This window comes from Naasia lichenicola, from assembly GCF_004801885.1.
Classification (GTDB): domain Bacteria; phylum Actinomycetota; class Actinomycetes; order Actinomycetales; family Microbacteriaceae; genus Naasia; species Naasia lichenicola.
In genome coordinates this window covers 107597-131190 of the sequence record NZ_SSSM01000002.1, presented here as the reverse complement: position 1 = coordinate 131190, position 23594 = coordinate 107597, and the positions used below count along the sequence as shown (strand labels likewise).

Here is a 23594-nt window from a genome sequence, read left to right as displayed (position 1 = left end):
CCATCGGATGGTTCGGATCGTGCGCCCGAGAGGGCGCGTCAGGTCGTGCGAATCAGATCGGGTTGTCGTCGTGCCAGCGCAACCAGGCCGTGGCCTCGAACAGTGTGGGGTGGGCACCGTCGAATGCACGCACCACGATCGACTCGTCGTGCCAGGGGTACACGACGTACTCGGTGGTGCCACTGTCGCGGTTCACCCGGCTGTGCACGAAGCCCAACGGGCGATGCGTCTTCGGGTCTTCGACGATCCACTCGCCCACGTCGATCGACCGAGCGAAGGGATGGTATTCCGCTGTCGTCAGCTCTGACGTTGCGCCATCCGTGGTCAACGATGACCTTCTGGTGTCTGTGCTTCTCATATTCACTCCCGCAGTCTTCTTTGCTCTGCAGTCCAGAGATTAGCGGCCGAGTTCTCGACACGCGCTGATAAAGAGCATTTTCTCAGCCGCCCCCGAGTGGGGGCGCCAGTGACGACCATAAACGTTGCCTCGGACAACGAATAGGGCTTGCGTGAAAACCGAAAAGGTGAGCGGTATTCGGGCCGCCCAATGGTCGCGCTCCCACGTCCGGTGAGAGGTAATGGGCCTCAGATGGTGGCGACCGAGCCTGAGTCGACCCGATAGTTCGAGCCGTTCACGAAGGACGCCCGCTCACTGCACAGGAACGCGATGACCGCGGCGACCTCATCGGGCTCGCCACGTCGCTTGAGCTCCATGTAGGGCCGTTCCTCGTCGAGGAAGCTCGCGATCGCCTCGTCCTTCGAGTTGCCGCGTTCGTCGGCCCGCTTGTCCATCATCGCGTCGGTCATCGGCGTGGAGATGAAGGCTGGCGACACGGCGTTCACCAGCAGTCCCTCGCGGGCATAGCTGCGGGAGAGCCCCTTGGCGAGCGCGAGCACGCCGGCCTTCGCCGCACAGTAGGGCAGCTCGTCGTCGTAGGGCTGCACGGCATCCTCTGAGGCGACGAAGACCAGCCGTCCCCAGCCGCCCTTCCTCAGCGAGGACAGGAATGCGCTCACCAGTCGCACGGGGCCGAGGAGGTCGACCTCGATGGTGCTGGTCCAGCCCGCGTCGTCGATCTCGTGGAAGAGTCCCTGCGCGCCCGTCACGCCCGCCGACTGGACGAGGATGTCGATGTCGCCGACCGCGGCCGTCACCTGCTCGTGCAGACGGGCGATCGATTCGACGCTGGTGAGGTCGGCCGCGAAGGCGAACAGCCGGCCGTCCGGTGCGATCAGCCTCGCCGCCGCCGCGTCGAGCTCGTCCTGCTCCTTGTCGGTGATGACCACCGTCGCGCCCTCATCGAGCAGGATGCGGGCGGTGCTCCATCCGATGCCGGAGTCGGCTCCGCTGACGAGCGCGATCCTGCCTGATATGCCGAGGTCCATGCCATGAAGCTACTCCCGCCCGACGCCCTCACCTGGGGGCGCGATGGGAGCAGGATGTGCTTGGCTGGAACGATGACGAAGGACGGCGACACGACGCTCGGTTTTCCGCCCGCGGCCATCGGCCACCCGGTGATCTGGCGTTCCGGCGGGGCCGTCCTGGCTGAGAGCCTCGTGTGGCAGAACGGCTCGCTGCACTGGTGCGACATCCCGCTGGGGACTCTGCATATCGGCTCGGACTCGGGTGCGGTCGACGGAAGCGATGATCGTGTGATCCGCTTCGATCCGCCGCTCGCCTCGTTCCAGCCGAGGGCGGGCGGAGGCTTCGTGCTTGCGCTCGGCGCCGACGTGGTGGTGTGCGATGAGACGGGGGATGAGCGCCGCGTGCTCGCGAGGATTTCCCACGCCCACGCCGGGATCAGGAACAACGAGGGCAAGGTCGATCCGACCGGCGCGTTCCAGGTCGGCTCGATGAACATGACGACCGGGGAACCCGACGCCGCCGTCTACCGGGTGCTCGGCGACGGCTCGGTCAGCACGATCCGAGGCGGGTTCGGCACTGCCAACGGGTTCGAGTGGTCCGCCGATGGCACGGTGGCCTATCTGACCGATACGAGCTCGCAGACCGTCTATCGGGCGCCGTGGACCGCAGAGGCTGGTCCTGGCGAGCTCCAGCCGTGGGCGGTGGGCCGGATGCACGACGGGCTCACCCTCGATCGGGACGGCTTCCTCTGGAGCGGCGTGTACGGCGACGGCGCAGTGGTCCGGCTCAGCCCAGAGGGCGACGTCGTCGAACGCGTCGAGGTCCCCGCCCCGAACGTCACCTCGGTGGTCTTCGGCGGGGACGACGGCTCAGTTCTCCTCATCGCCACGGCCCGAGGGAACCTGAGCGAGCAGGACCTCGAGCGCTGGCCGCTGTCGGGCGGGATCTTCGCGCTGCGCACGCGCACCGCCGGATATCCGGTCCGCTCCTTCGCAGGCTGACGGCTCCACCGCTGCGGCCCGACTACGACGCGGCGTCCCGCGATTCCGGGGGCGGATCCGTCCGCCGGTCGGGGGCGGGACATAGGGTTTCCCCATGTCGATGCCGGGTCACCTGCCTCCTGCCGCCGCGCCCGCTCCTGTCCAGCCGCTCTGGCAGCAGCCCCGCACCGGGGCGAGCACCGCATCGATCGTGCTCGCGGTGTTCGGCATCGCGCTCGGCGCCCTGCTGCTGGTGCTGCTGTTCGTCTACTTCATCCTCGGCTTGGGCGTCGGAGGCGTGATCATCGCCACCGTGGCGGCGCTCGTCCCCCTGGTGATCGTGCTGCTCGCGGTCCGCTGGGTCGACCGATGGGAGCCCGAACCGCGCTCGGCGCTCTGGTTCGCCTTCCTCTGGGGCGCGGGAGCCGCGGTCGTGATCGCGCTGCTGTTCGACCTGTCGGTGCAGATCGCCTCGTACGCCAGCGGCGTGACGCTGCAGTCCGACCTCACGGCCTCGGTCCTGCAGGCGCCGCTCGTCGAGGAGGGCGCCAAGGGCTTCGGCGTGCTGCTCATCCTCTGGGTGGGGCGGCGCTACTTCGATGGGCCGGTCGATGGACTCGTCTACGCGGCGACGGTCGCCGGCGGCTTCGCCTTCTCGGAGAACATCCTCTACTTCGGCAGTGCGCTCGCAGAGGGTGGCGACAGCTTCGTCAGCACCTTCGTCGTCCGCGGAATCTTCTCGCCGTTCGCGCACGTGATGTTCACCTCGTGCACGGGGCTCGCGCTCGGCTTCGCCTCTCGGAGGACGGGTCGGGGAGGCGCGATCGGCTTCTACCTGCTCGGACTGATCCCGGCGGCCGGGCTGCACGCACTCTGGAACGGCGCGTTCTACGTCGTCTCCGATGTCGTGTCGTACTACCTGATCGTGCAGGTGCCGCTGTTCCTCGGCGCCATCGCCCTCGTCGTCACGCTTCGCGTCACCGAGCGGCGGGTCACGCGAACCCGCCTCGCGGAGTACGCGGAGGTCGGCTGGTTCGCGCCGAGCGAGGTGGACCTGCTCTCCACGCACACCGGGCGCAGACAGGCGATGCTCTGGGCCCGCGCCCAGCCGGTCGTCCCCGGGCAGGACAAGGTCGCCGCGATGAAGCGGTTCGTCCGCGACGCGACCCGTCTGGCTCACACCCGGCAGCGTCTGGTCCGCGGGCGCGCCGCGATCGGCTCCGCCCCCGATGAGCTGGCACTGCTCAGCGCGATCGGCGAGGACCGGCGCGCCCTGCTCGCCTGATCGGCACACCGGCTCGGTTCTCCGCCTCGGTCCGCCGGGCGACGCGCGGAGGAGTCAGCGGGGGAAGCCGAACAGTCCTGAGACGAATCCGACCAGTCCGGCGAGCAGATCCTGGCCCCAGAGCACGGCGAAGACGGCCAGGAAGACGAAGATCGTGATCCACGAGGTGCGGCCCCGCAGCCGACGGCCCTGCGGAGCGATGGTTCCGGCCGCGCCGCGCTGGTCGGAATAGCGAACGGTCTGCCGAAGGGTCTTGCTGCCCACCGTCGTCACGATGCCGAGCAGGCGCTGCCACACGCCGGGATCCGCGAGGTCGAACGGAGCGCTGGAGTAGACGTACATCCGGTCGTCCACGATCTCCACATCGAATGCAGCCCGTCGGCCGCGGGATCCGCCGCCCGTGCCGCCCACTGTGCCGCCCACTCGTGTGTCGCCGACCTCGTCGACGAGCAGCGCCATCAGATCGGGGGTGAACACGTAGAGCGCGTCGCGCTCGTACTGCCGTGGCGCGTAGAGGGTGAAGTAGCGGTCGAAATCGCCCTCCAGGGACAGTCGCTGGTCGGGCGAGACGGACGACGGCAGGTTGCTCACGCGGCGACCGAAGAACGAGGAGTCGTTTCCGGTGGCGTCGAGCAGCATGTGGGGGAGAGGCCGGTCGAGCTGGATGCTCAGGCATCCCCAGTTCCAGGTGCGGGCATCATCGCCCGATCCCGTCGTGTAGCGGTAGTTGCCGATCCGGACGGCGCTGCTGAGCCAGCCGTCGCCCAGTTCGAAGAGGTCGAGGTTCGTCCGGCTGCTGCCCTGGTTGAACACCATGCCCGGCTCGATCCCTGCAGCGACCACAGGGGAGTAGCGCATGCCGTTCACCGCCGCGAAGCGATCCAGTCGTGCCCACCGCTGCCAGCGGCTGATCCCGAAGGCCTTGCGGAGCGAGGCGATCGCTCCCCAGATGATGCCCGCGATGATGAGGGCGGGGGCGAGCACGAAGATCCACGCGCCGAGCCTGAAGGCGCCGAGGCCCTCGAGATCCACCGAGACCAGGTGGATGCCGACGAACAGGAATCCGCCGGCGAAGAGCAGCGCGAACAGTCCGACGCCGACCGTGATCACCACGCGGACGATATTCAGCGCGTCGAAGTTCGGCCCGATCGCGCCGATCTGCACGGCGTGCTGTCGGTAGGCGGTGACGTGCTCGCGCGGCAGCGGCGTGATGAGTGGGGCGTAGTCGACCGACGGCACGGCTCATGGTAGCCAGATGGCTCGCGCGGTCGTTGGAACCGAGCGCGGTTGGTCGACCGACCGCGCTCGGTGTTCCAGACCGCGCGAGCCCCGCGTTCGGCGCTCTGCCGTCTCATCAGGGCAGCGGGGGCAGCTCGGGCAGGGCGACCGACAGGGGGAGCCGCAGCAGCAGGGCGCCGCCCACAAGAGCCGCGCCGAGGGCGATGACGAGGAAGACCCCGACCCAGAGGATCGGCGGGGTGCTCGAGATCCGGCCCAGCTGGTCGGCGTCGGTGTCCCCGGAGCGCTCTCGGCGTCGGGCCCCCTGCAGCTCGAACACCGTGCGCACTGCGGCGACGAGCAGGAAGGCGCTGACCGCGGTCGCCGCGATGCTCTGCCAGGGGGAGGGCAGCCACCAGGTGAGCGCGAAGACGCCGAAGCCCGCCAGCAGCACGGTCCAGAGTCCGAACCAGTTGCGGATCTGAACGAGGACGAGCAGGAGCATGCCGAGCAGGGCCCAGAGCAGGCCGACGGCGTGGCCGATCCCGATGAGCCAGGCGGCGCCCAGGCCGACCAGGGCGGGTGCCGTGTAGCCGCCGATCAGGGTGACGCCCATCCCGAAGCCGCGGGGCCTCCCGACGCTGACGGTGACGCCCGAGGTGTCCGAGTGCAGCCGGATGCCCGCCAGGCGGCGACCGGTCAGCGTGGCGCCGAGGCCGTGCCCCGCCTCGTGGATGATCGTCACGCCGTGCCGCGCCACCCGCCAGATCGGACCGAGCAGCACGCAGAGCACGGCGATCGCCACGGTCACGGCCAGCGTGCCGAGCTCGAGCGGCGGCTGCACGGCCGCGATCCGCCCGAACAGCTCGGCGACGGCCGTTCCGAGTTGCTCCACGTCGCCATTCTCGCTTGACTGACGGCATGACCGATCTCAATTCGAAGCCAGAAGTCGACGCGCCCGAGGGACCCGCCCCGACCGAGCTGGTGATCAAGGACATCGTCACGGGCGATGGTGCAGAGGCCGCGCCCGGCGCGACCGTGCAGGTGCACTACCTCGGCGTCGAGTACGACACCGGCGAGGAGTTCGACTCCTCCTGGAGCCGCGGCCAGTCCATCAACTTCCCGCTCCGCAGCCTCATCGCAGGCTGGCAGCAGGGCATCCCCGGCATGAAGGTCGGCGGACGACGCGAGCTGATCTGCCCGCCCGACCTGGCCTACGGACCGGCAGGCGGCGGACACCGCCTCAGCGGCAAGACCCTGGTGTTCGTGATCGACCTGCTCGGCGTCAGCTGATCCGCACGAGCTGAATCGCATCAGCTGATCCGCGTGGATCAAGATGGCGGCGGGTGTCTGACGGCACCCGCCGCTTCGTCTGTCCGGGCCAGCTTCTGCGGCGGCCCTTTCGGACGTCTCCTTCGGGAGAGAACCAAAAAACTCGCCTGTCCGATGGCGGGGCGCTGCCTCCGACTCGACCGGACTGACGAGTTCTTTAGGCCTCCAGAATGCGCCTTTCCGAGGCCGGGTGCAAGGGGTCAGAAGTGCCCCAGTTCTGCGCCCCCTTCAGCCCCCGCCCGATCTCCGTGAGTTGCCCAGTTGTGCCGCCTGGAACGCCTGTCGAGCGGCAGAACTGGGCAGTTCGATCCCTGGGTAGGGTCGAGGGATGGATGTCACGGGCGCGACGCGGGTGGACGGATGAGCGGCGGGCTCGCCGACGAGGTCGCCCCGGGCGCCACCGGGCTCGAGCAGCTGCAGGCACTGCTCGCGGCAGGCCGCATGCCCGGCATCGGCACATCGCTGCAGTTCACCCTCACCGAGATCGACACGGGTCGCGCGGTCTTCGAGGGCACCCCGGGGGAGCACGCCTACAACCCCATCGGATCCGTGCACGGGGGATATGCGGCGTCGCTCCTCGACTCGGCCTGCGGCTGCGCCGTGCACTCGACGCTCTCCGCGGCCGAGGCGTACACGACGGTCGAGCTGAAGATCAGCTACGTCCGAGGGATGACGAAGGACACCGGACCGGTGCGCGCCGAGGCGGTCGTCGTCAACCGCGGACGCCGGGTGGCCTTCGCGGAGGCGAAGCTGACGGACGCAACCGGTCGTCTGCTCGCCACCGCCTCGTCGACGCTGCTGATCATCGAACGCTGAGCCATGCCCTTCGCACGGATGGACGGCGGCCGCCTCGATCGCATCCACCTGTCCCAACGAGCTCCCGGCACGTTCCAGCTCCTCGAGCCGTTCAGCTACCTCGAGCCAGGTCGGCCCGAGGAGGAGCGGATCGTCATCCGCGCCCATGACGAGTCGCAGCCGGCCAAGGGTGCGAACGCGTCGGATCTCGCCTCGATCCCGCCGTTCCTCTGGGGTCTGATCTCCAATCACGGCCGGCACACCGCCTCGGCGCTGATGCACGATCAGCTCTGGTGGGAATGCCTCGATCCCGATCGGCGGCTGTGGATCGAGCGGCGCCGAGAGGCGGACCGTGTCTTCCGGGTCTCGCTGCGCGAGGGGAACTCCAGCGCGGTGCGCTCCGCGATCCTCTGGTCCGCCGTCTCGATCGAGCGGTTCTGGGGTCCCCGGCGCTGGCAGGCGATCGCCATGGCGGTGCAGATCGTGCTCGGCGTCGGCGCGATCTATCTGGGGATCGCCGCACTGCTCGGGCTCGGCGACCTGCCGCTCATGCTCGCGACGCTGGTCGCGGCGCCCGCCCTGCTCGCCCTGCCGTGGCGGCGGGACGCGGCGCCGATCGAGATCCTCACCCACCTCGGGATCCTCTTCCTGCCGATCGCCGTCGTCGCGATCGTCGGCCAGTTCGCGCTGGCCGGTCTGGAGGTCGCCGGTTGGGCCCTCGGCGGGCGCAAGGGCCCAGCGCCCCGACGAGGACCCGTGGGACTCACCCGCCCCGTCAAGGTGCGAGCCCGCAACCGCGTGCGCGCCGCCGGCGACTGAGGTTCGATCCGCGGTTCCGGTCTCGATCCTGCGCCTCGGGGAATGACAGGACGCGAAAGAGCGTTGTCATCGGGGAATCGTCGCGCGCGCCCTGGAGGTGCGACGCGGCCCATCGCTAATCTGAGGGCCTGAGGAGGTCTGCCATGTCGGACAGCCAGCCCATCAGCGACGCGGACCGACAGGTCTGGCGCAGCTTCCTGATGATGCGCCGCCAGCTGGACCGCGCCCTCGAGCAGCGGCTGCAGGGCGACGCCGGGGTATCCGGAGCGGACTTCGAGATCCTCACCACCCTGCAGGCCTCGCAGGACAAGCAGCTCCGCGCACGCGAGCTGACCGAGCTGCTGGGCTGGGAGAAGAGCCGCGTCTCGCACCAGGTCACCCGCATGGAGGCTCGCGGCCTCGTCGAGCGCAAGGACTGTCCGACGGACCTCCGAGGCACGTGGGTCGCCCTGACGGCAGCGGGCACCGCCGCCGTGCTGACGGCCTCCCTCGGCCACGACGACGAGCTGCGGCGGCGGTTCTTCGGGGTGCTCGACCTCGACGAGAAGTCGACCATCGGAGCGGCGTCCGAGCGGATCATCGACGCGGTCAACCCCACCGCCTGCGAGCGGGCCGATGAGATCCTCGGCGAGAGCGTCACGGACGCGCCCGCCCGCATCGCCTCCTGACCGCTTCTCCCGGCCGAGACCGTCGGCGACCTGACGTCTTTGCAGGCGCTGTAGACTTTTCGCCCCATGTCTGAGCCCACCTCCGCCTCCGAGCTCGACCGCGAGCAGGACTACCTGTTCCTCCTCTACGGGCGCCTCGACGCGGTGAAGGCGGAGGCGCAGCGGGAGCTCGAGAAGGTGCGGATGGGCACAGCCGGCGGCACCCACCAGGCCCGTTCCGAGCGCGACGCCATGGCCCGGATCTACGAGGACCGGATCGCACAGCTGCGCGAGGTCAACGACCGCCTCGCCTTCGGCCGGCTCGAGACCACCGAGGGCGACCTGCGCTACATCGGCCGGATCGGGCTGCGCGATGCGGACCTGCAGCCGCTGCTGCTCGACTGGCGGGTTCCGCAGGCGAGCGCGTTCTACCAGGCCACCGCGGCGCACCCACTCGGCATCCGCGCCCGTCGCCACCTCAGCACCCAGGGCCGCTCGATCACCCGGATCGAGGACGAGGTTCTCGACGCCACCGGCCTCGACGACAGGCCGCTCACCGGCGAGAGCGCCCTGATGGCCGCCCTCACCGCGCAGCGCACCGGCCGGATGCAGGACATCGTCGGCACCATCCAGGCGGAGCAGGACCGGATCATCCGCAGCGATCTGCGCGGGGTGATGGTCGTCCAGGGCGGGCCGGGCACCGGCAAGACGGCGGTTGCCCTGCATCGTGCCGCGTACCTGCTCTACACCTTCCGCGAACGGCTCGCCTCGTCCGGTCTGCTCGTGGTCGGGCCCTCCCGCAGCTTCCTGCAGTACATCGAGCAGGTCCTTCCGTCCCTCGGCGAGACGGGGGTCGTGCTCTCGAGCGTCGGCGGGCTCTATCCAGGAGTCGATGCGCGGGCGGACGACGCCCCTGAGACCGCGGCGGTCAAGGGATCGGCGCGGATGACCGACCTGCTTCGGCGTGCGGTCGCCTCCCGCCAGGTCGCGCCGGCCGAGCCGCAGTCCGTCTGGATCGACAACGAGCGTCTCGAGGTGCACCCGGGTCTGATCCAGCGTGCGATCCAGAAGGCGCAGGACAGCCGCAAGCCGCACAACGAGGCTCGGAACACGTTCGTCTCGTCCGCTCTCGCCGCCCTGACCAATCAGCTCGTCGACCAGCTCCGCGAGGGCGGAGACACCATCGACTCCGACGACGTGCGGATGCTGCGCGAGGACCTCCGCTCGAGCCATGACGTGCGGGTGCTGCTCAACACCGCCTGGCTGCCGCTCACCCCTGAGAAGCTCCTCCGGGACCTCTACGCGCGGCCGCAGTGGCTCGCGACGCTGACGCCCTCGTGGCCGGCGGAGCGCCGGGCGCTGCTCGAGCGCGATCGCGACGCGGAGTTCACCGTCTCCGACGTGCCGCTGCTCGACGAGGCCGCCGAGCTGCTCGGCGAGGCCCCCACTCAGACCGACGCGTCCGAGAAGGAGGCCCGGCGACAGCGCAAGCGCGACATCGAGAACGCCGAGCAGGCGATCGCGAACATGGACGTCGAGGGCATGGTGAGCGCAGAGGCGCTCGCCGACGGCTTCGCCGAATCCGGTCCTCGTCTGACGGCTGCAGAGCGCGCCGCGACGGATCGCAGCTGGACCTACGGACACATCGTCGTCGACGAGGCGCAGGAGCTCACCCCGATGCAGTGGCGGCTGCTCCGCCGTCGCGCCCCTCTCCGCTCCTTCACCATCGTGGGCGACATCGCCCAGGCCAGCTCGTCGTCGGCCGCCGGCACCTGGGGCGAGGCCATCCGGGCGCTCACCGACGACTTCCGGCTCGAAGAGCTGACGGTCAACTACCGCACGCCCGCGCAGATCGCAGAGCTCGCCGAGCGGATCGCCGAGGAGCACGGGCTGCGGATCACCCGCTCGCGCTCGGTGCGGGAATCCGAGTGGGCGCCGGTGCGGATCGTCGCAGCGGCTCCCGTCGTGGCGCAGGCGCTCGTCGACGCGGTGGAGGCGGACCGCGCCATCAGCACGGCGGGCACTCTCGCCGTCATCGCCCCGGACGCCGACGTGCCCGAGCTGCACCGCGCATTGTCGGCGCGCTTCGGACCCCTGGTCGGACTGGGTGTGGACGGCCTCCAGGCCGCCATCACGGTGATGGGGCCGCGGACGTCGAAGGGGCTCGAGTTCGACTCGGTCGTCGTCGTCGATCCTGACGGGATCATCGGGGCGGAGCCGCGCGGTGTGAGCTCCCTCTACGTCGCACTGACCCGCGCCACCCAGCGCCTCACGATGATCACCCGTACCGCGGACATGTTCTGACCCCCGCCCTTGCGCCGCGTCAGTTCCTACGTTCCGGCTGAATACCTACGTAATTTCGTAGGTATCGGGCCGGAACGTAGGTGACCAGCAGCGGATCCGGGGGCGCCTCGGCGGTCCGTGCCCCAGATCGGAGGCTCTGGGGATTCGTGAGGCTCCTCCTCAGGACCGCGGTGCAAAATTGAGCGATGTTCCGCCGCCACCCGCTGCTCTCGATCGTGACGGTCCTCTATCTGGGGTTCGTCGGATGGCTCACCCTCTCGCCGTCGCTGCCCTTCGGCGATGGCACCGACGGTGTCGTCTGGCGGGTGCTGCGTGCACTGGACGAGTTCCCCGGCGCTCGCTGGCTCGACTACTCCGACGTGGAGTTCGCCGCCAACATCGCGATGTTCGCGCCGATCGGCATGTTCTTCGTCCTGCTCTTCGGCCGCGCGCGCTGGTGGCTCGCGATGCTCCTCAGCGTCGCTCTGTCCTGCGCGATCGAGCTCGCTCAGCTGCTCTTCTTCACCACCCGCGTCGCGGACGTGCGCGACATCGTCTCGAACAGCACCGGCGCCATTGTCGGAGCGGTCGTGGTGCTGATCCTCACCGCGGGCAAGGCCCGGCAGCTCCGCCGCGAGGCGACCGCACGCCGCAACGCCTCGGTCCGCGCGTCGGACAGGCAGCCCGCCTACCAGCGCTGGTGATCCCGCCGCCTGCCGCAGCCCTCGCCGCCGCGGGTCCGCGGGTTTATCGCCCGTCGCCACTGGTCGCGTGACCGGCCGCGCTCAATCCTCGGGGTCGTCGGGATCGAGCGGGGCGTGGTGGTCGAGCTCTGCGGTGCCGAACTTCCAGTAGCCGTCGACCTTGACCTGGGACGCTGCCAGGCCCAGCTCGCGACGCAGGTGACGGCGGACCGGGATCAGTGCCGTCGCCTCGCCGGCCGCCCAGATGTAGGTGTCCTCGTCGAGGTGCAGCCCGCCGAGTGCGACGAGCGCAGCCTCCGACCCGACGCCGATGGCGGTGACCGCCACGCGGTCGCCGTTCGGGAACGGGTAGTCGAGGATCGCGGGGTCATCCGACTGGACGAACGCGATGACCTCGGAGACATCGCGGGTGGCCACGATCCAGCGCGAGAGAGCGGGCACAGCCGACTCGTCGGCGAGCAGCACGATCCTGCGGTAGCCGTTCGGGGCCAGTCGCGATCCGCGCGGTCCGCCGATGTTCAGGGTGTCTCCGACCTGCGCGCCCGAGGCCCACGCGCTGGCGGGCCCGGAGTCGCCGTGTAGCACGAAGTCGAGGTCGAGCTCGCCGGTGTCCGCTCGATGCACCGCAGGGGTGTAATCGCGGGCGATCCGCTCACCGGGAGGCGCAGGGAAGAGGATCTTGACGTGGTCCTCGGGGCCGACGCTCGAGAAGTCGGCCAGATCGTCGCCCGCCAGCGTCACGCGGGTCAGATGCTCGGTCAGCCGCTGCACCGCCGTCACGGTGAGCGAGCGGAGCTTGAGGTCGTGGCGGACGACCTCGCGGGTCCGTGAGGTGCTGAGGGGGAGTGCGGTCACCCGACCATTCTGTCGCGAGATGCCCGGTCCCCCGTCGCGAGCGGTGCCTGACGACCGCCGGCGCACGGCGCGCTGCCGGCTCGAGCCAGGTCAGTCGGTGGTGCAGCTCCCGGACGAGACGGCGTCGGAGTACGAGGCTGCGCCGACCAGGACGGTGGCGATCTCGTCGACCGTCATGGCGTAGCCGATGTTGGCGGTGTCCGCGCTCTTGGCGAAGACGATGCCCGTCACCTCGCCGGCGGTGCTGAGCAGCGGGCCACCGGAGTTGCCCTGCTGCACGTTCGCGGCGAGGGTGTACACCTCGCGCTCACCGGTGCCGGTGTCGTAGATGTTCTGCACCTGCAGCTCGTCGACCGAGATCACGCTCGCTCCGCCGGAGCTGAACGGACCGCCGAGGGGATAGCCGTCGAACACGGCAGAGTCGCCGGGCGCGAGCTCCGCGCCGATCTCCAGCGCGGGAGTGGCCAGCCCGTCGACGGCGATGATCGCGAGGTCGTGCTCCGGGTCGAAGTAGACCACCCGGCCGGCCTCGGTGCCGTCGTTCGGGGTCTCGACGACCGGCTCCTCGACGCCGGATACGACGTGGGCGTTGGTGACGACCCGACCCGGAGCGATGAAGAATCCGCTGCCGGTCTGGCTCTGACCGCAGGCGAACGCGTTGCCGCTGATCCGGACGACGGAGCGCGCGGCCGCCGCGAGCGCGTCGGTCCCGGTGTCCAGGCTCGGCACGGTGGGCTGGATGCTCGGTGCGGCGAGGCCCGAGATGGTCGGAAGGCCGTCGGCGGTGACGGTCGAGCGGATCTCGGCGAGGATCTGCTCGAGCGGATCGGGGATGGCGCCGTCGATGACCTTGAGCACGGCCGAGTTGCCGATCGGCTGGCTGAGCTGCGGAACTCCGAGCGAGGCGATGCCGCCCGCGGCCATGAAGGTCACCAGCGCGGCGACGACCAGGTTCACGGCGGCGCCCAGCAGACGGTCGACGAGCTGGAGCGGACCGCGCAGCAGCACCTTGGATGCCGTGTGCCCGACCGTGACGCCGATCGCGTGCCCGAGCGCCAGCAGACCGACGGAGATGCCGATCGTCGCGACGACACGCCAGACGGGCTGGGAGACGACCGTGTTGAGGATGGGCACGAGCAGCAGCGCGGCGATGCCGCCGACGATGACGCCGAGGATGGCGAACCCGCTGCGCAGCAGGCCCGAGTGGTAGCCGTAGACGAGGTAGCCGGCGAGCATCAGGCCGAGCGCGATGTCGAGGATGACCGTGGTGAGCTCCATCGACCCCCCTCGAGTCTGAACAGGCGGTCCGCACCCGTCCGCGGATCGGTCCCACCAGGATCAAGGGTGCCTCATCCAGGGCAGGGAAACCCGCGAATGGACCGTTCGCGTGTCGCGGCGCGGCCCTCGCGCGTCACGTCACATCGCGCGCATCGCCGGTCTCGCCGGAGGTTCAGCGGCGTCGTGCCACGATGGCGGAATGGATGCTGACAGCCGAGGACGCCGGGTCGAGATCGAGACGACGGGCGGGCCGATCCACGCCTACCGCGCAGACCCGGAGGAGGGCATCCCGCTTCGCGGCGGGCTGGTGCTGATCCACGAGATCTGGGGCCTCGTGCCGCACATCTGCGATGTCGCCGACCGCCTCGCCGCAGAGGGCTACCTCGTCGTCGCCCCCGACATCCTCAGCAATGCGGGAGTGACTCCCGACATCGGAGCCGATCTCGCGGCGCGGATGTCCGACCCCGACCCCGCCGTCCGGCACGAGGCGCAGCCGCTGCTCCGAGAGGCGCTCAGCGGGACCCACTCGCCGGAGTACGCGGAATGGGCCGTCGGCGTGCTCACGCAGGTGGTCGACTACGTCGACGCGCAGGGCGGCGTGGACGGGCGGATCGGCGCGGTCGGCTTCTGCTTCGGCGGCACCTACGTCTGGGCTCTCGCGGCGGAGGACACGCGGCTGAAGGCGGCGATCCCCTTCTACGGCTCCGCCCCTTCTGCGGCGACGCTCGCCGACATCACCGCGCCCGTGCTCGGCATCTACGGGGCGGACGACGAGCGGATCATCTCCGGCCTGCCCGAGCTGACAGAGGCCCTCTCAGAGGCGGACGTCGAATTCACGCCGGTCGTCCACAGCGGCGTCGGACACGCGTTCTTCAACGACACCAATGCGATCGCCTACTCGGCGGACGCGGCAGAGGACGCCTGGGTCACCACCCTCGCCTTCCTCGGCGCCCGCCTCCGCTGAACGCCACTCCTCTCACGCAGCCCTGACAGCGCCGAATTGCCACATTCGGCTCGTATGACGCTGATGTGAGGACCATATGCGGCAATTCGACGGCTGCGGAGTGGGGTTACGGGACGGGGTTCAGGGCGTCGTAGGAGCGGAAGCTCGCTGAGCGGCGGACCAGGATCGCCACGAGGACGACGATGATCACCCCTCCCACGATCGGCGGCACCCAGAGCATGCCGATCGTCGCCGCGATGCCCACATAGAGGTCGCCGATCCGCGGTCCGCCCGTGACCACGACGACGAAGACGCCCTGCAGGCGCCCGCGGTACTCGTCGGGAACGGCGGACTGCAGCATGGTCGAGCGGAAGATCGCGCTGACGTTGTCCGAGGCGCCTGCGCCGGCCAGCATGAGCGCGGCGAGCCCGATGGCGAGCAGCTGGCCGCCGTGGAGATCGGTCTGCCGGCCGGTGGAGAGACCGCCGAGCATGACGACGGCGAGCACGGCGCCGAAACCTGCGATGAACGTGCCGTAGAACTGCACGGCGATCCCGATCGCCCGGCCGTGCATCCGGATCGTGCCGAGCCGGCCGGAGAAGACGCTGCAGATCAGCGCGCCGATCGCGTAGGCGGCCGTCAGCACGCCGACGGTGATCGCGCCGCCGCCGAGCACCAGCGCGCCGGCGGCCGGGAAGAGCACACGGGGAGTGCCGAAGACCATCGCGATGATGTCGACGAGGAAGTTCATCCGGATGTTCGGCGCGATCCGCAGGAATCTGAGGCCTCCCGCGATCGAGGCGAAACCGGGCCGGGCGACGGATGCCAGCGGCGGCATGGCGGGAAGGGTCAGGATGCCGACGAAGGCTGCCACGAACAGGATGACATCGACCGAGTAGGTCCAGCCGAAGCCGACCAGCGCGACCAGCACGCCGGCGACCGCCGGGCCGACGGTGATCGAGATGCCGCTCGTGATGCCGCCGAGCGCGGACGCCGCGGGCAGCAGCTCCTTGCGCAGCAGCCGAGGGGTGATCGCGAACTGCGCGGTGCCCAGCACGGTCGCAGCTGCGGCGGTGATCGCGGTCAGCACGTAGAGACTGCCGACGGACTCGGATCCGAACCACGCCAGCGTCGCGATCGTCCCGGTCGAGATCCAGGCGACCAGGCCGGAGATCAATGCGACGCGGCGGCGGTCGAAGGCATCCGCGAGCGTGCCGCCGTAGAGCCCGGCGATCACCGTCGGCCCCAGGGCGATGATGCCGACCAGCGAGACCGCCAGCGTGGATCGGGTCAGCTCGTAGATGTGCAGCCCGACGGCGACGATCGTCATCTGACCGCCGATGCCGGAGATCGCCTGGCCGACCCAGAGCCGCGCGAACGCGGGGCTCTCTCGGAACGGCGTGACATCCAGCAGGAGGGATCGGGATCGCGGCACCCGCTCGATCATTCCCTATGCCCGGACGCCGGGATGCGCGCGACCCCGGGGTGCCCCGGCCGGGACCCGCCCGCGGCGTGGTCAGACGAGACCGCGGCTGCCGTAGACGAGGAAGGATCCGGTGGCGACCACGGCGACGAGTAGCAGCTGCACCGCGATCCAGCCGGCCGAGCGCACCCTCCGGGCCGCAAGGAAGCCGATCCACACGAGAGTCAGAGCGTCGACGGCGATCCAGAGCGGACGCTGCTCGGGATAGCCGATGGTGAGCATCGCATGCAGCGACTCACCGACCAGCACCGCCGCGACCACCCCGCTGCCGAGCGCAACCAGCGCCGAATGCCGTGAGCGGATGCCCCAGACCGCGAGACCGAGCACAGGGCCGACGACGAGGCCGATGAGGTTCCAGTCGAGCGGGTCGTAGGAATAGCCGCGGGCAGTGGAGACGATGCCTTAGCCGGAGTTGATCAGCACCAGGGCCAGGGGAGCGAGGAGAACGGATCGGATCAGCGATCCGTCGACGAGCCAGACCGCGACGAGGGTGAAGACGACCCACGGCGTCGCGGCGTTCGCGAGCGGCGCGAGCGGTGGCGGTAACAGCAGCTGGCCATAGGACGTGGCTCCGCCCAGCAGCAGAGCGGCCGCCGAGATGCCGAGGATGGAGGGCAGTGCCGCGCGGACGGTGCGCGAGCGGTGCGCCACGCTCGGCGGGCGATGCGGGTCGCGCGCCGATGTCGGCGGTCTGCAGGAGGCTCATGATCCGACGGTAGGAGTCCGATCCTCTCGTCGGCGTCCGCCTGTGGAGTGACCCGCGTCATCCGCAGGAACGAGCCGCCCCGTCAGCCGGAGATCGCTGGTAGGCTGGCACGTCGCCGTCGAACGGCCGCGGATAAAGAGAGCCTGCCCATCAGGGGTGGTGCGCCGCGCAACAACAGGAAGGGGATCCCATATATGGCACTCGAAGGAGAAGTCAAGAAGGCGATCATCGAAGAGTACGCAACGCACCCCGGTGACACCGGTTCCCCCGAAGTCCAGGTCGCAATGCTGACCAAGCGGATCAAGGACCTGACCGAGCACCTGAAGGAGCACAAGCACGACCACCACTCACGTCGTGGCCTGCTGCTGCTCGTCGGACAGCGTCGGCGCCTGCTGGGCTACCTGCAGGACATCGACATCGCGCGCTACCGGGCGCTCATCGAGCGACTCGGACTGCGTCGCTAGTCGGACTCACGATGTGATCCGTCGCAGGCCGAGAGGCTGAACTGCACGGACCACGCGAGCTTCTTCGGAGCGGGTCGTCACCTTCGGGTGGCGGCCCGCTTCTGCGTCTGCGCCCATACTCTCCGCGGGCCCGTGTGCTGTCCGGGCCGGGGTCGGCACCCCGAACTGGGACTCTTCCCGTCCCATGTGCGCCGAATAGCCTGGCATCTCCGAACGCATGGGGGTGCGCATGGTCAGGTCTGTCCGCGAGCAGGGTGATGTGATCGCCGCTCCTCGGCTGAGCGACCGACCCGCCGCGTACGGCCTCATCCGCGAATGCCTGCAGATCAACGATGCGGGCGCGCAGCCCTCGCAGCTCGCCTCGTTCATCGGCGTGCGCCCGCTCAGCCGCAAGGCGCACACCTGGTACGCCGGTGTGCTGGGCGAACTCGCCGTCGCGGAGCTCCTGCTGACCCTCGGCCCCGAGTGGCGGATCTTCCACTCCGTGCCGGTCGGCGTGGGCGAGAACGACATCGACCACCTGCTCATCGGCCCCGGCGGCGTGTTCGCGATGAACACCAAGCACCATCGTGGCGCCAAGGTCTGGGTCGCGGGCCCGAGCGTCCTGGTCAACGGCCAGAAGGTCGGCTACGTCCAGAAGGCCGAGACCGAGGCGCGCCGCGTCTCCGACTGCCTGCGCGATTCGCTGCGCTCCGCCGCGGTGCCGGTCACCCCTGTCGTCGTGCTCGTCGGACCGCGCAAGCTGACCGTGCGCACCGCCCCGCGAGAGGTGAGCTTCGTGCGCGACGAGCAGCTGCTGGACTGGCTGCGCGAGCAGCCGACCGTGCTCTCCGCCCACGAGATCGAGGCCATCGCCGCGGGCGCCGACCTGTACACGACCTGGCACTCCCGCCCCGAGTCACTCGATGCGACCCTCCAGGTGACCGCTCGCTTCGACCGGCTGCGCGCCGAGGTGGCTGCGGCCGACCGGCGGTGGCGGGGCACCCAGCGCGCCATCCAGATCGCCGGCATGGGCGTCGTCGCCATCGCCGCGATGGGCGCATTCGCGGCGTTCTTCCTGCTGGTCTGAGCCTCACCACCGCGGCGGCGTAAGGGCCGAGGCACGGCGACCCGCGACCGGGGTCGCCGGTAGACTGGACCCCTCGCGACGTGGCGAGCACTCTTCGACGGCTCGGCCCTCCATCCAGGAGCCGCCCGCCCGACTCTTCCGGTCGGATCGATCGCGCCCGCGCCCGGCTTCATCTCCGCCCGCCCGCTGCTCCGCTCCGCCACAGCCGAACGGCAGCCCATGCGCGATCCCCAGTCCGAACGACGTCAGCTGACCCGCATGCCGAATCCACGGGTCGTGGTCGCAGTGCTCGCGCTCGCAGGGATGAGCGCATCGTTCATGCAGACGATCGTCCTGCCGATCCAGAGCGAGCTGCCCGAGCTTCTGAACGCCTCGCGCGAGGACACCGCCTGGGTGATCACCGCCACGCTGCTCAGCGCGGCGGTCGTCACGCCGATCGCCGGCCGACTCGGCGACATGTACGGCAAGCGGCGGATCGCGCTCGCGCTCATCGCGGTGCTCGTGGTCGGGTCGGTCGTCGCCGCGCTCTCGCACTCCGTGGGGCTGCTCATCGTGGGCCGGGTGCTGCAGGGCGCCATCGTCGGCGTCATCCCGCTCGGCATCTCCATCCTCCGCGACGTGCTGCACGAGGACCGGCTCGGCGGCGCCATCGCCCTCGTCAGCGCCACCCTCGGCGTCGGCGGAGCGCTCGGGCTGCCGATGAGCGCGCTGGTCAGCGAGAACTTCGACTGGCACGTGCTGTTCTGGATGGCCGCGGGACTCGGCGGCGTCGACTTCGTCCTGGTGCTCGCCCTCGTGCCGGTCAGCACGCTGCGGAGCCTGGGCAGATTCGACTGGATCGGCGCGATCGGGCTCACCGTCGGCCTCGTCGGCGTGCTGCTGGCGGTCTCCCGCGGCAACGAATGGGGCTGGCTGTCACCGCAGGTGCTGCTGCTCGGGGTAGGCGGGCTCGCCGTGTTCGGCGTCTGGGGCTGGTACGAGCTGCGTCACGACAGTCCGCTCGTCGACCTGCGGGTCGCCGTCCGACCCCCGGTGCTGCTCACCAATCTCTCGTCCATCATGCTCGGCTTCGCCCTGTTCGCCTCGAACGTGGCGTTCCCGCAGCTGCTCGAGCTGCCGCTCGCGACGGGAGTCGGACTCGGGCTGTCACTGCTCGTCGCCAGCCTCATCCTGATGCCCTCGGGGCTCGCGATGATGGTGATGTCGCCGATCGCTGCCCGGCTGATGGGATCGGTCGGACCTCGGCTGCTGCTCGTCGCCGGCTCGCTGCTGCTCGTGGTCAGCTACCTCATGTCGATCTTCTTCGCGACGCAGATCTGGCAGGTGCTGCTGATCAACGTGATCATCGGGATCGGCATCGGTCTGGGCTACGCGGCGATGCCGACGCTCATCATGCGCGCGGTGCCGAAGTCGGAGACGGCCGCCGCGAACGGGCTGAACGCCCTCATGCGCTCTCTCGGCACCAGCTTCGCCTCGGCGGCGGTCGGCGGCATCCTCGCGCTCAACTCGGTGTCGATGGGCGGGGCCCAGGTGCCGACGGCGGCAGGCTTCAACCTGGCCTTCGTCTTCGGCGGATCCGCTGCCCTGCTCGGCGCGATCCTCGCCCTCTTCATCCCGACGGCCCGCACGGAGCCGCGCCCCTCCCTGCCCTGAGTTCCACATCGAGATGCCACTTTCCGTCCCTATCCGGCGCTCATGGGGACGGAAAGTGGCATCTCGATCGTGCGATCGTGAGGGCGGATGGAATGGGCGGCGGCGGCGCGGGGTTGGCTCAAGGGTGAGTGCACGCGAATTGAAGCTGTCCGTCCTCGATCTGATCCCCGTGCGGACGGGGCAGCGATCCGCCGACGCCGTCGCCGCGACGACCGCGCTCGCGATCGCGGCGGACGACGCCGGCTACACCCGTTACTGGCTGGCCGAGCACCACAACATGGCCTCCGTCGCATCGACGAACCCGCCCGTCCTGATCGGCGTGCTCGCTGCCCGTACGACGCGGATCCGAGTCGGCTCCGGCGGAGTGATGCTGCCGAACCACGCCCCGCTCGTGATCGCCGAGCAGTTCGCCGCACTCGAGGCCAGCGCGCCCGGTCGGATCGATCTCGGGATCGGCCGCGCGCCCGGCAGCGACCCGGTGATCAGCGCCCTGCTGCAGAGCTCGGGGCATACGAGCGACGTCGACACCTTCCCGAACAACGTCACCGACATCATCAAGCTGCTCTCGCCCGACGGCGCTGCCCTCTCGCTGCGCGGCGGGCAGACCTATCCGCTTCGCGCCACACCGAACGCCGACGGAGTGCCCACGGTCTGGCTCCTCGGATCGAGCGACTACTCGGCCCGCCTGGCGGCCAAGCTCGGACTGCCGTACGTGTTCGCCCACCACTTCTCGGGCGAGGGAACCGCCGAGGCGCTGCGCCTCTACCGCTCGCAGTTCCAGCCGTCCGAGGATGCCGCCGAGCCGCGGACCCTGCTCACCGCGAATGTGGTCGCCGCGGCCACGGCCGAGGAGGCGCACGCGCTCGCCCTGCCGCAGCTGCAGCAGATGGCCCGGCTGCGCACGGGCGAGCGGATGGACGCCCTGCCCACCGTCGAGGAGGCGGCTGCCACCACGATGACCGCGGCGCAGGACGCCATGATCGATCGGATGCGCGGCATGTGGATCATCGACGAGGCGGATGCCGCCGCGCGCCGACTCCGGGAGCTCGCCGAGCAGTTCGACGTCGACGAGATCATGGTCTCGCCCGGAGCAAGCGCCCACGCGGGCGATCCGATCGATCGCAGTCCGGCCCGCGAGAGCACCGTCCGCCTGCTGGCCGAGCGCCTGCTCGCCCCCGCCCTCGTCGGCTAGCCGAAGAGCTCACCTCGCGACGTTCGGCCACCTTTCGGCGCGACGGTCACCTTTATAAAGGTGGCCGTCACGTGAAAAGGGTGCCGCCGCGGGTGGAAAGGTGGCCGCCGCGAGCGGAAAGGTGGCCGACGGTACGAAGGGTGGCCGAGCGGCGCTCAGTCGAGGCGGGTGCGGCCGCCGCCCTTCCAGGTGTGGATGTCCCACTGCTTGCGCTGGGCCTCGCGGGCGAGCTGCGCGTCGGGGTTGACGGCGCTCGCGTTGCCGAGCAGGCCGAGCCAGACGAGGTCGGAGTGGCTGTCGCCGTAGCCGTAGGAAGCGGAGAGGTCGATGCCGTTCCGGTCGGCGTACTGCCGCAGCCATGCGGCGCGCGCCTCGTCGACCAGCGGCGGCTTGGCGAGGTAGCCGGTGAGCACTCCATCGCGCACGTGCATCTCGCTGGCGACGACCTCGTCGAACAGGCCGGCGAGGGGAGCGACGAGGGTTCCGATCGAGCCGGTCACCAGGATGGTGCGGTGTCCGGCGGCGCGGTGCTCCTTGATCCGCTCGATCGCGGCCTCGCTGGTGTGCCGGAGCAGGGTGTCCTTGTAGCCGCGCTGCACGATGCGCTCGAGCCGCTCGGCGGGCATGCCCGCATACCGGCGGAGGAAGGCGCGGATGAACTCGCCGCGGTCACGACGCTCGGCGGCCAGGTAGCGGGGGAGCGAGGTGAGCAGATCGGCGACCTCCTTCGGCCAGGCCGCCTTGCCGAATCCCGACGAGCGCACCCAGAGGTACTGCTCGACGATGTTGGAGTCGACGACGGTTCCCTCGAGGTCGAAGATGGCGACGACGTCCGTGCGCTGCTCGAGCGGCTTCGCCTCCTTGGCGGCGCCCGCGCCCGCGGCGCCCGAGCGCCCGGCGAACGCCCGCGTGAGCTTCGTGATCGTCGGGAAGTGCACCTTCTGCAGGTAGTCGGACCAGTCGATCTTGGTGACGTCGAAGCCGTGGGCGTCGCGCTTGTCGGCCGGCAGGCTGGCGTCGAGCTCGCGCAGCTTGGTGTCGTCGAAGATGACCTCGGTCTTCACGTAGGCGCGGTACAGATCGGACAGCGTGCGCAGCACCTCGAGCTCTCCGCGGCGCCGGGAGACGGCGGTCTGCCACTTCCTCGTGCGCGGGTTGGAGGGCAGGCGATCGATGAGGCGGTCGCCGAGGTCGGCGCGACGCTCTGCTGAGCTCAGCGCCTTCTCCATGCGTCCCTCGCCGGGGAACCTCCAGGTCGGCACCGGCACATCGCCGTCGGCGCCGGCAGCCGGCATGGGGTGCTCGGTGAAGTACTGCCGCACGTTCTCGTACATGTTGAGGAACGGGAGCGGGTTGGTCGCGCCGGAGGCCACCTGGTAGTAGTTCGCGACGCCGGTGCGCTCCGGCGGATTGGCGGCGGCCGCGAGCATCGCGTTGACCACGAAGTCGACCGGGATGACGTCGAGGACGCTGTCCGGGACGCCCGGGAAGTCGGGCAGCTGGCCGCGCCCGAAGGCGAGGATCAGCGGATCGGCGACCTTGAAGCCGTCGATCCAACCGGGGTAGGGGTGCTGCAGCGAGCTCTCGATGATCGACGGGCGCACGATCGAGAGGCGCCGGCCGTCCTGCGCCCACATCGTCTCGGCGGCGCGCTCGGCGAACGCCTTCGTCAGCGTGTAGACGTCGGTCCAGCCGAGGCTCTCCGCACGGCTGCGGCCTGCATCGACGAGCTGCTTCGTGACCCAGGCGACCCGGGCGGCCTCGGTGGCCCGCGCCACCGTCTGCGGGCCCTCCTTGCCGTGCTTGGCGCGTGCGTCGGCCATGAAGCCGGCGAGCGTCGCGGGCTCGCGGGAGGTGATCTCCACCTGCTCCCGCGCCGCCTTCGCCGCCTCGTACTCGGCGCGCCAGTCGACCTCGTGCTCGAGGCTCGCCTCGGGCAGCACTCCCTTGCGGATGCCTCCCACGTAGCAGGTCGACACGTGCACGACATGCGGGTCGGAGCCGCTGGCGAGCAGTGCACCGTAGACGCCGAGGGCACCGCCGACATTGGTGTCGAAGGCCTGGTGGATGGGCGGATCGAACGAGACGGTGGATGCGCTGTGGATCACGATGTCGATGTCGGACGGCAGCGCGGGGATGCTCGTCAGCCCGCCCTCGACGATGGTGACCCGAGCGGCGACCTGCTCGGCGACGGCGTCGGCGCCGATCTCGTTGCGCCAGGTCTTGAAGACCGGCTTGCGCATCAGGGTCTTGAGGCGGTCTTCGCTCGACTGCCCCGTCTTGGTGCGGACGAGCATGCTGACGCGTGTGCCGGGATGGGCGGAGAGGAGGCGCTCGAGCACCGCCTGGCCGACGAATCCGGTTCCGCCCGTCAGGAAGACGTGCGCGTTGCCGAGGTCGAGTGAGGACGTCATGGTTCCAGTCTCGCTTCTGTGTCGATGGTGCGGCTGCCCGGTCCGATGCGTCGGGGGCACCCACGCCAGCCCTGCAATCGTTTCCCTGTCCTGGGCTCGAACGCGCCG

At 70.0% G+C, this 23594-nt stretch carries 21 protein-coding genes and 1 pseudogene; 13 read left to right on the top strand and 9 right to left on the bottom strand.

Features of this window, described 5'->3' with window-relative positions; all coding sequences use genetic code 11:
- Nucleotides 1-52: 52 nt before the first annotated feature.
- Together E6C64_RS04860 and E6C64_RS04855 are read right to left on the bottom strand one after the other, a co-directional pair.
- A complete protein-coding gene (locus tag E6C64_RS04860) occupies nt 53-259 on the bottom strand; it encodes a hypothetical protein (RefSeq protein WP_136426516.1) in 207 nt (68 codons plus the stop codon).
- A gap of 326 nt (nt 260-585) precedes the next feature.
- Complete coding sequence (locus tag E6C64_RS04855) at nt 586-1386, bottom strand: SDR family NAD(P)-dependent oxidoreductase (RefSeq protein WP_136426515.1); 801 nt, start codon at nt 1384-1386, stop codon at nt 586-588.
- A 72-nt stretch (nt 1387-1458) separates the two neighbouring features.
- Between E6C64_RS04855 and E6C64_RS04850 the strand changes: the two genes are divergently transcribed.
- Nucleotides 1459-2367, top strand: a complete 909-nt coding sequence (locus E6C64_RS04850) for an SMP-30/gluconolactonase/LRE family protein (RefSeq protein ID WP_136426514.1) — start codon at nt 1459-1461, stop codon at nt 2365-2367.
- 94 nt (nt 2368-2461) lie between these two features.
- A complete protein-coding gene (locus E6C64_RS04845; RefSeq protein WP_136426513.1) occupies nt 2462-3631 on the top strand; it encodes a PrsW family intramembrane metalloprotease in 1170 nt (389 codons plus the stop codon).
- Between the two features lie 54 nt (nt 3632-3685).
- Here E6C64_RS04845 and E6C64_RS04840 read toward each other — a convergent pair whose 3' ends face one another.
- A complete protein-coding gene (locus E6C64_RS04840) occupies nt 3686-4870 on the bottom strand; it encodes a hypothetical protein (protein ID WP_136426512.1) in 1185 nt (394 codons plus the stop codon).
- A gap of 115 nt (nt 4871-4985) precedes the next feature.
- Nucleotides 4986-5744, bottom strand: coding sequence for a M50 family metallopeptidase (locus tag E6C64_RS04835; RefSeq protein WP_199240958.1), 759 nt, complete (start codon nt 5742-5744; stop codon nt 4986-4988).
- 26 nt (nt 5745-5770) lie between these two features.
- Between E6C64_RS04835 and E6C64_RS04830 the strand changes: the two genes are divergently transcribed.
- From E6C64_RS04830 to E6C64_RS04805, 6 genes are all read left to right on the top strand, one after another.
- Nucleotides 5771-6142 carry an FKBP-type peptidyl-prolyl cis-trans isomerase gene (locus E6C64_RS04830; protein WP_136426511.1) on the top strand — a complete coding sequence of 124 codons (372 nt, stop codon included), beginning with the start codon at nt 5771-5773 and terminating at the stop codon, nt 6140-6142.
- 399 nt (nt 6143-6541) lie between these two features.
- Nucleotides 6542-6997 (top strand): PaaI family thioesterase, encoded by a 456-nt coding sequence (locus E6C64_RS04825; RefSeq protein ID WP_136426510.1) that lies wholly within the window; start codon nt 6542-6544, stop codon nt 6995-6997.
- A 3-nt stretch (nt 6998-7000) separates the two neighbouring features.
- Nucleotides 7001-7795, top strand: coding sequence for a DUF1353 domain-containing protein (locus E6C64_RS04820; protein ID WP_136426509.1), 795 nt, complete (start codon nt 7001-7003; stop codon nt 7793-7795).
- Nucleotides 7796-7938: 143 nt separating this feature from the next.
- Entirely contained in the window at nt 7939-8463 is a 525-nt protein-coding gene (locus E6C64_RS04815) for a MarR family winged helix-turn-helix transcriptional regulator (protein WP_136426508.1), read from the top strand.
- A gap of 66 nt (nt 8464-8529) precedes the next feature.
- Nucleotides 8530-10746 carry a HelD family protein gene (locus E6C64_RS04810; RefSeq protein WP_136426507.1) on the top strand — a complete coding sequence of 739 codons (2217 nt, stop codon included), beginning with the start codon at nt 8530-8532 and terminating at the stop codon, nt 10744-10746.
- 185 nt (nt 10747-10931) lie between these two features.
- Nucleotides 10932-11429, top strand: a complete 498-nt coding sequence (locus E6C64_RS04805) for a VanZ family protein (protein WP_136426506.1) — start codon at nt 10932-10934, stop codon at nt 11427-11429.
- An 81-nt stretch (nt 11430-11510) separates the two neighbouring features.
- Here E6C64_RS04805 and E6C64_RS04800 read toward each other — a convergent pair whose 3' ends face one another.
- Nucleotides 11511-12284 carry a siderophore-interacting protein gene (locus tag E6C64_RS04800; protein WP_136426505.1) on the bottom strand — a complete coding sequence of 258 codons (774 nt, stop codon included), beginning with the start codon at nt 12282-12284 and terminating at the stop codon, nt 11511-11513.
- A gap of 90 nt (nt 12285-12374) precedes the next feature.
- Nucleotides 12375-13562 carry a MarP family serine protease gene (locus E6C64_RS04795; RefSeq protein WP_136426504.1) on the bottom strand — a complete coding sequence of 396 codons (1188 nt, stop codon included), beginning with the start codon at nt 13560-13562 and terminating at the stop codon, nt 12375-12377.
- A 199-nt stretch (nt 13563-13761) separates the two neighbouring features.
- Here E6C64_RS04795 and E6C64_RS04790 point away from each other — a divergent pair, with 199 nt between their 5' ends.
- Nucleotides 13762-14526: a dienelactone hydrolase family protein gene (locus E6C64_RS04790; RefSeq protein ID WP_136426503.1), complete on the top strand. Its 765-nt coding sequence runs from the start codon at nt 13762-13764 to the stop codon at nt 14524-14526.
- A gap of 106 nt (nt 14527-14632) precedes the next feature.
- Here E6C64_RS04790 and E6C64_RS04785 read toward each other — a convergent pair whose 3' ends face one another.
- Together E6C64_RS04785 and E6C64_RS19350 are read right to left on the bottom strand one after the other, a co-directional pair.
- On the bottom strand, nt 14633-15940 hold the full coding sequence (locus tag E6C64_RS04785) for an MFS transporter (protein WP_233255473.1): 1308 nt from the start codon (nt 15938-15940) through the stop codon (nt 14633-14635).
- An 81-nt stretch (nt 15941-16021) separates the two neighbouring features.
- A pseudogene (locus tag E6C64_RS19350) lies at nt 16022-16639 on the bottom strand (DUF6518 family protein).
- 249 nt (nt 16640-16888) lie between these two features.
- Between E6C64_RS19350 and rpsO the strand changes: the two are divergent.
- The 4 genes from rpsO (at nt 16889) to E6C64_RS04755 (ending at nt 21072) form a co-directional block, all read left to right on the top strand.
- Nucleotides 16889-17158 carry a 30S ribosomal protein S15 gene (gene rpsO, locus E6C64_RS04770; RefSeq protein WP_136426499.1) on the top strand — a complete coding sequence of 90 codons (270 nt, stop codon included), beginning with the start codon at nt 16889-16891 and terminating at the stop codon, nt 17156-17158.
- Between the two features lie 229 nt (nt 17159-17387).
- Nucleotides 17388-18227 carry an NERD domain-containing protein gene (locus E6C64_RS04765; RefSeq protein ID WP_158437738.1) on the top strand — a complete coding sequence of 280 codons (840 nt, stop codon included), beginning with the start codon at nt 17388-17390 and terminating at the stop codon, nt 18225-18227.
- Between the two features lie 219 nt (nt 18228-18446).
- On the top strand, nt 18447-19880 hold the full coding sequence (locus tag E6C64_RS04760) for an MFS transporter (RefSeq protein WP_136426497.1): 1434 nt from the start codon (nt 18447-18449) through the stop codon (nt 19878-19880).
- Between the two features lie 124 nt (nt 19881-20004).
- Complete coding sequence (locus E6C64_RS04755) at nt 20005-21072, top strand: MsnO8 family LLM class oxidoreductase (protein ID WP_233255472.1); 1068 nt, start codon at nt 20005-20007, stop codon at nt 21070-21072.
- Between the two features lie 155 nt (nt 21073-21227).
- Here the strand turns inward: E6C64_RS04755 and E6C64_RS04750 are convergent, their stop codons facing one another.
- Nucleotides 21228-23486, bottom strand: coding sequence for an HAD-IB family phosphatase (locus E6C64_RS04750; protein ID WP_136426495.1), 2259 nt, complete (start codon nt 23484-23486; stop codon nt 21228-21230).
- Nucleotides 23487-23594 lie beyond the last annotated feature (108 nt).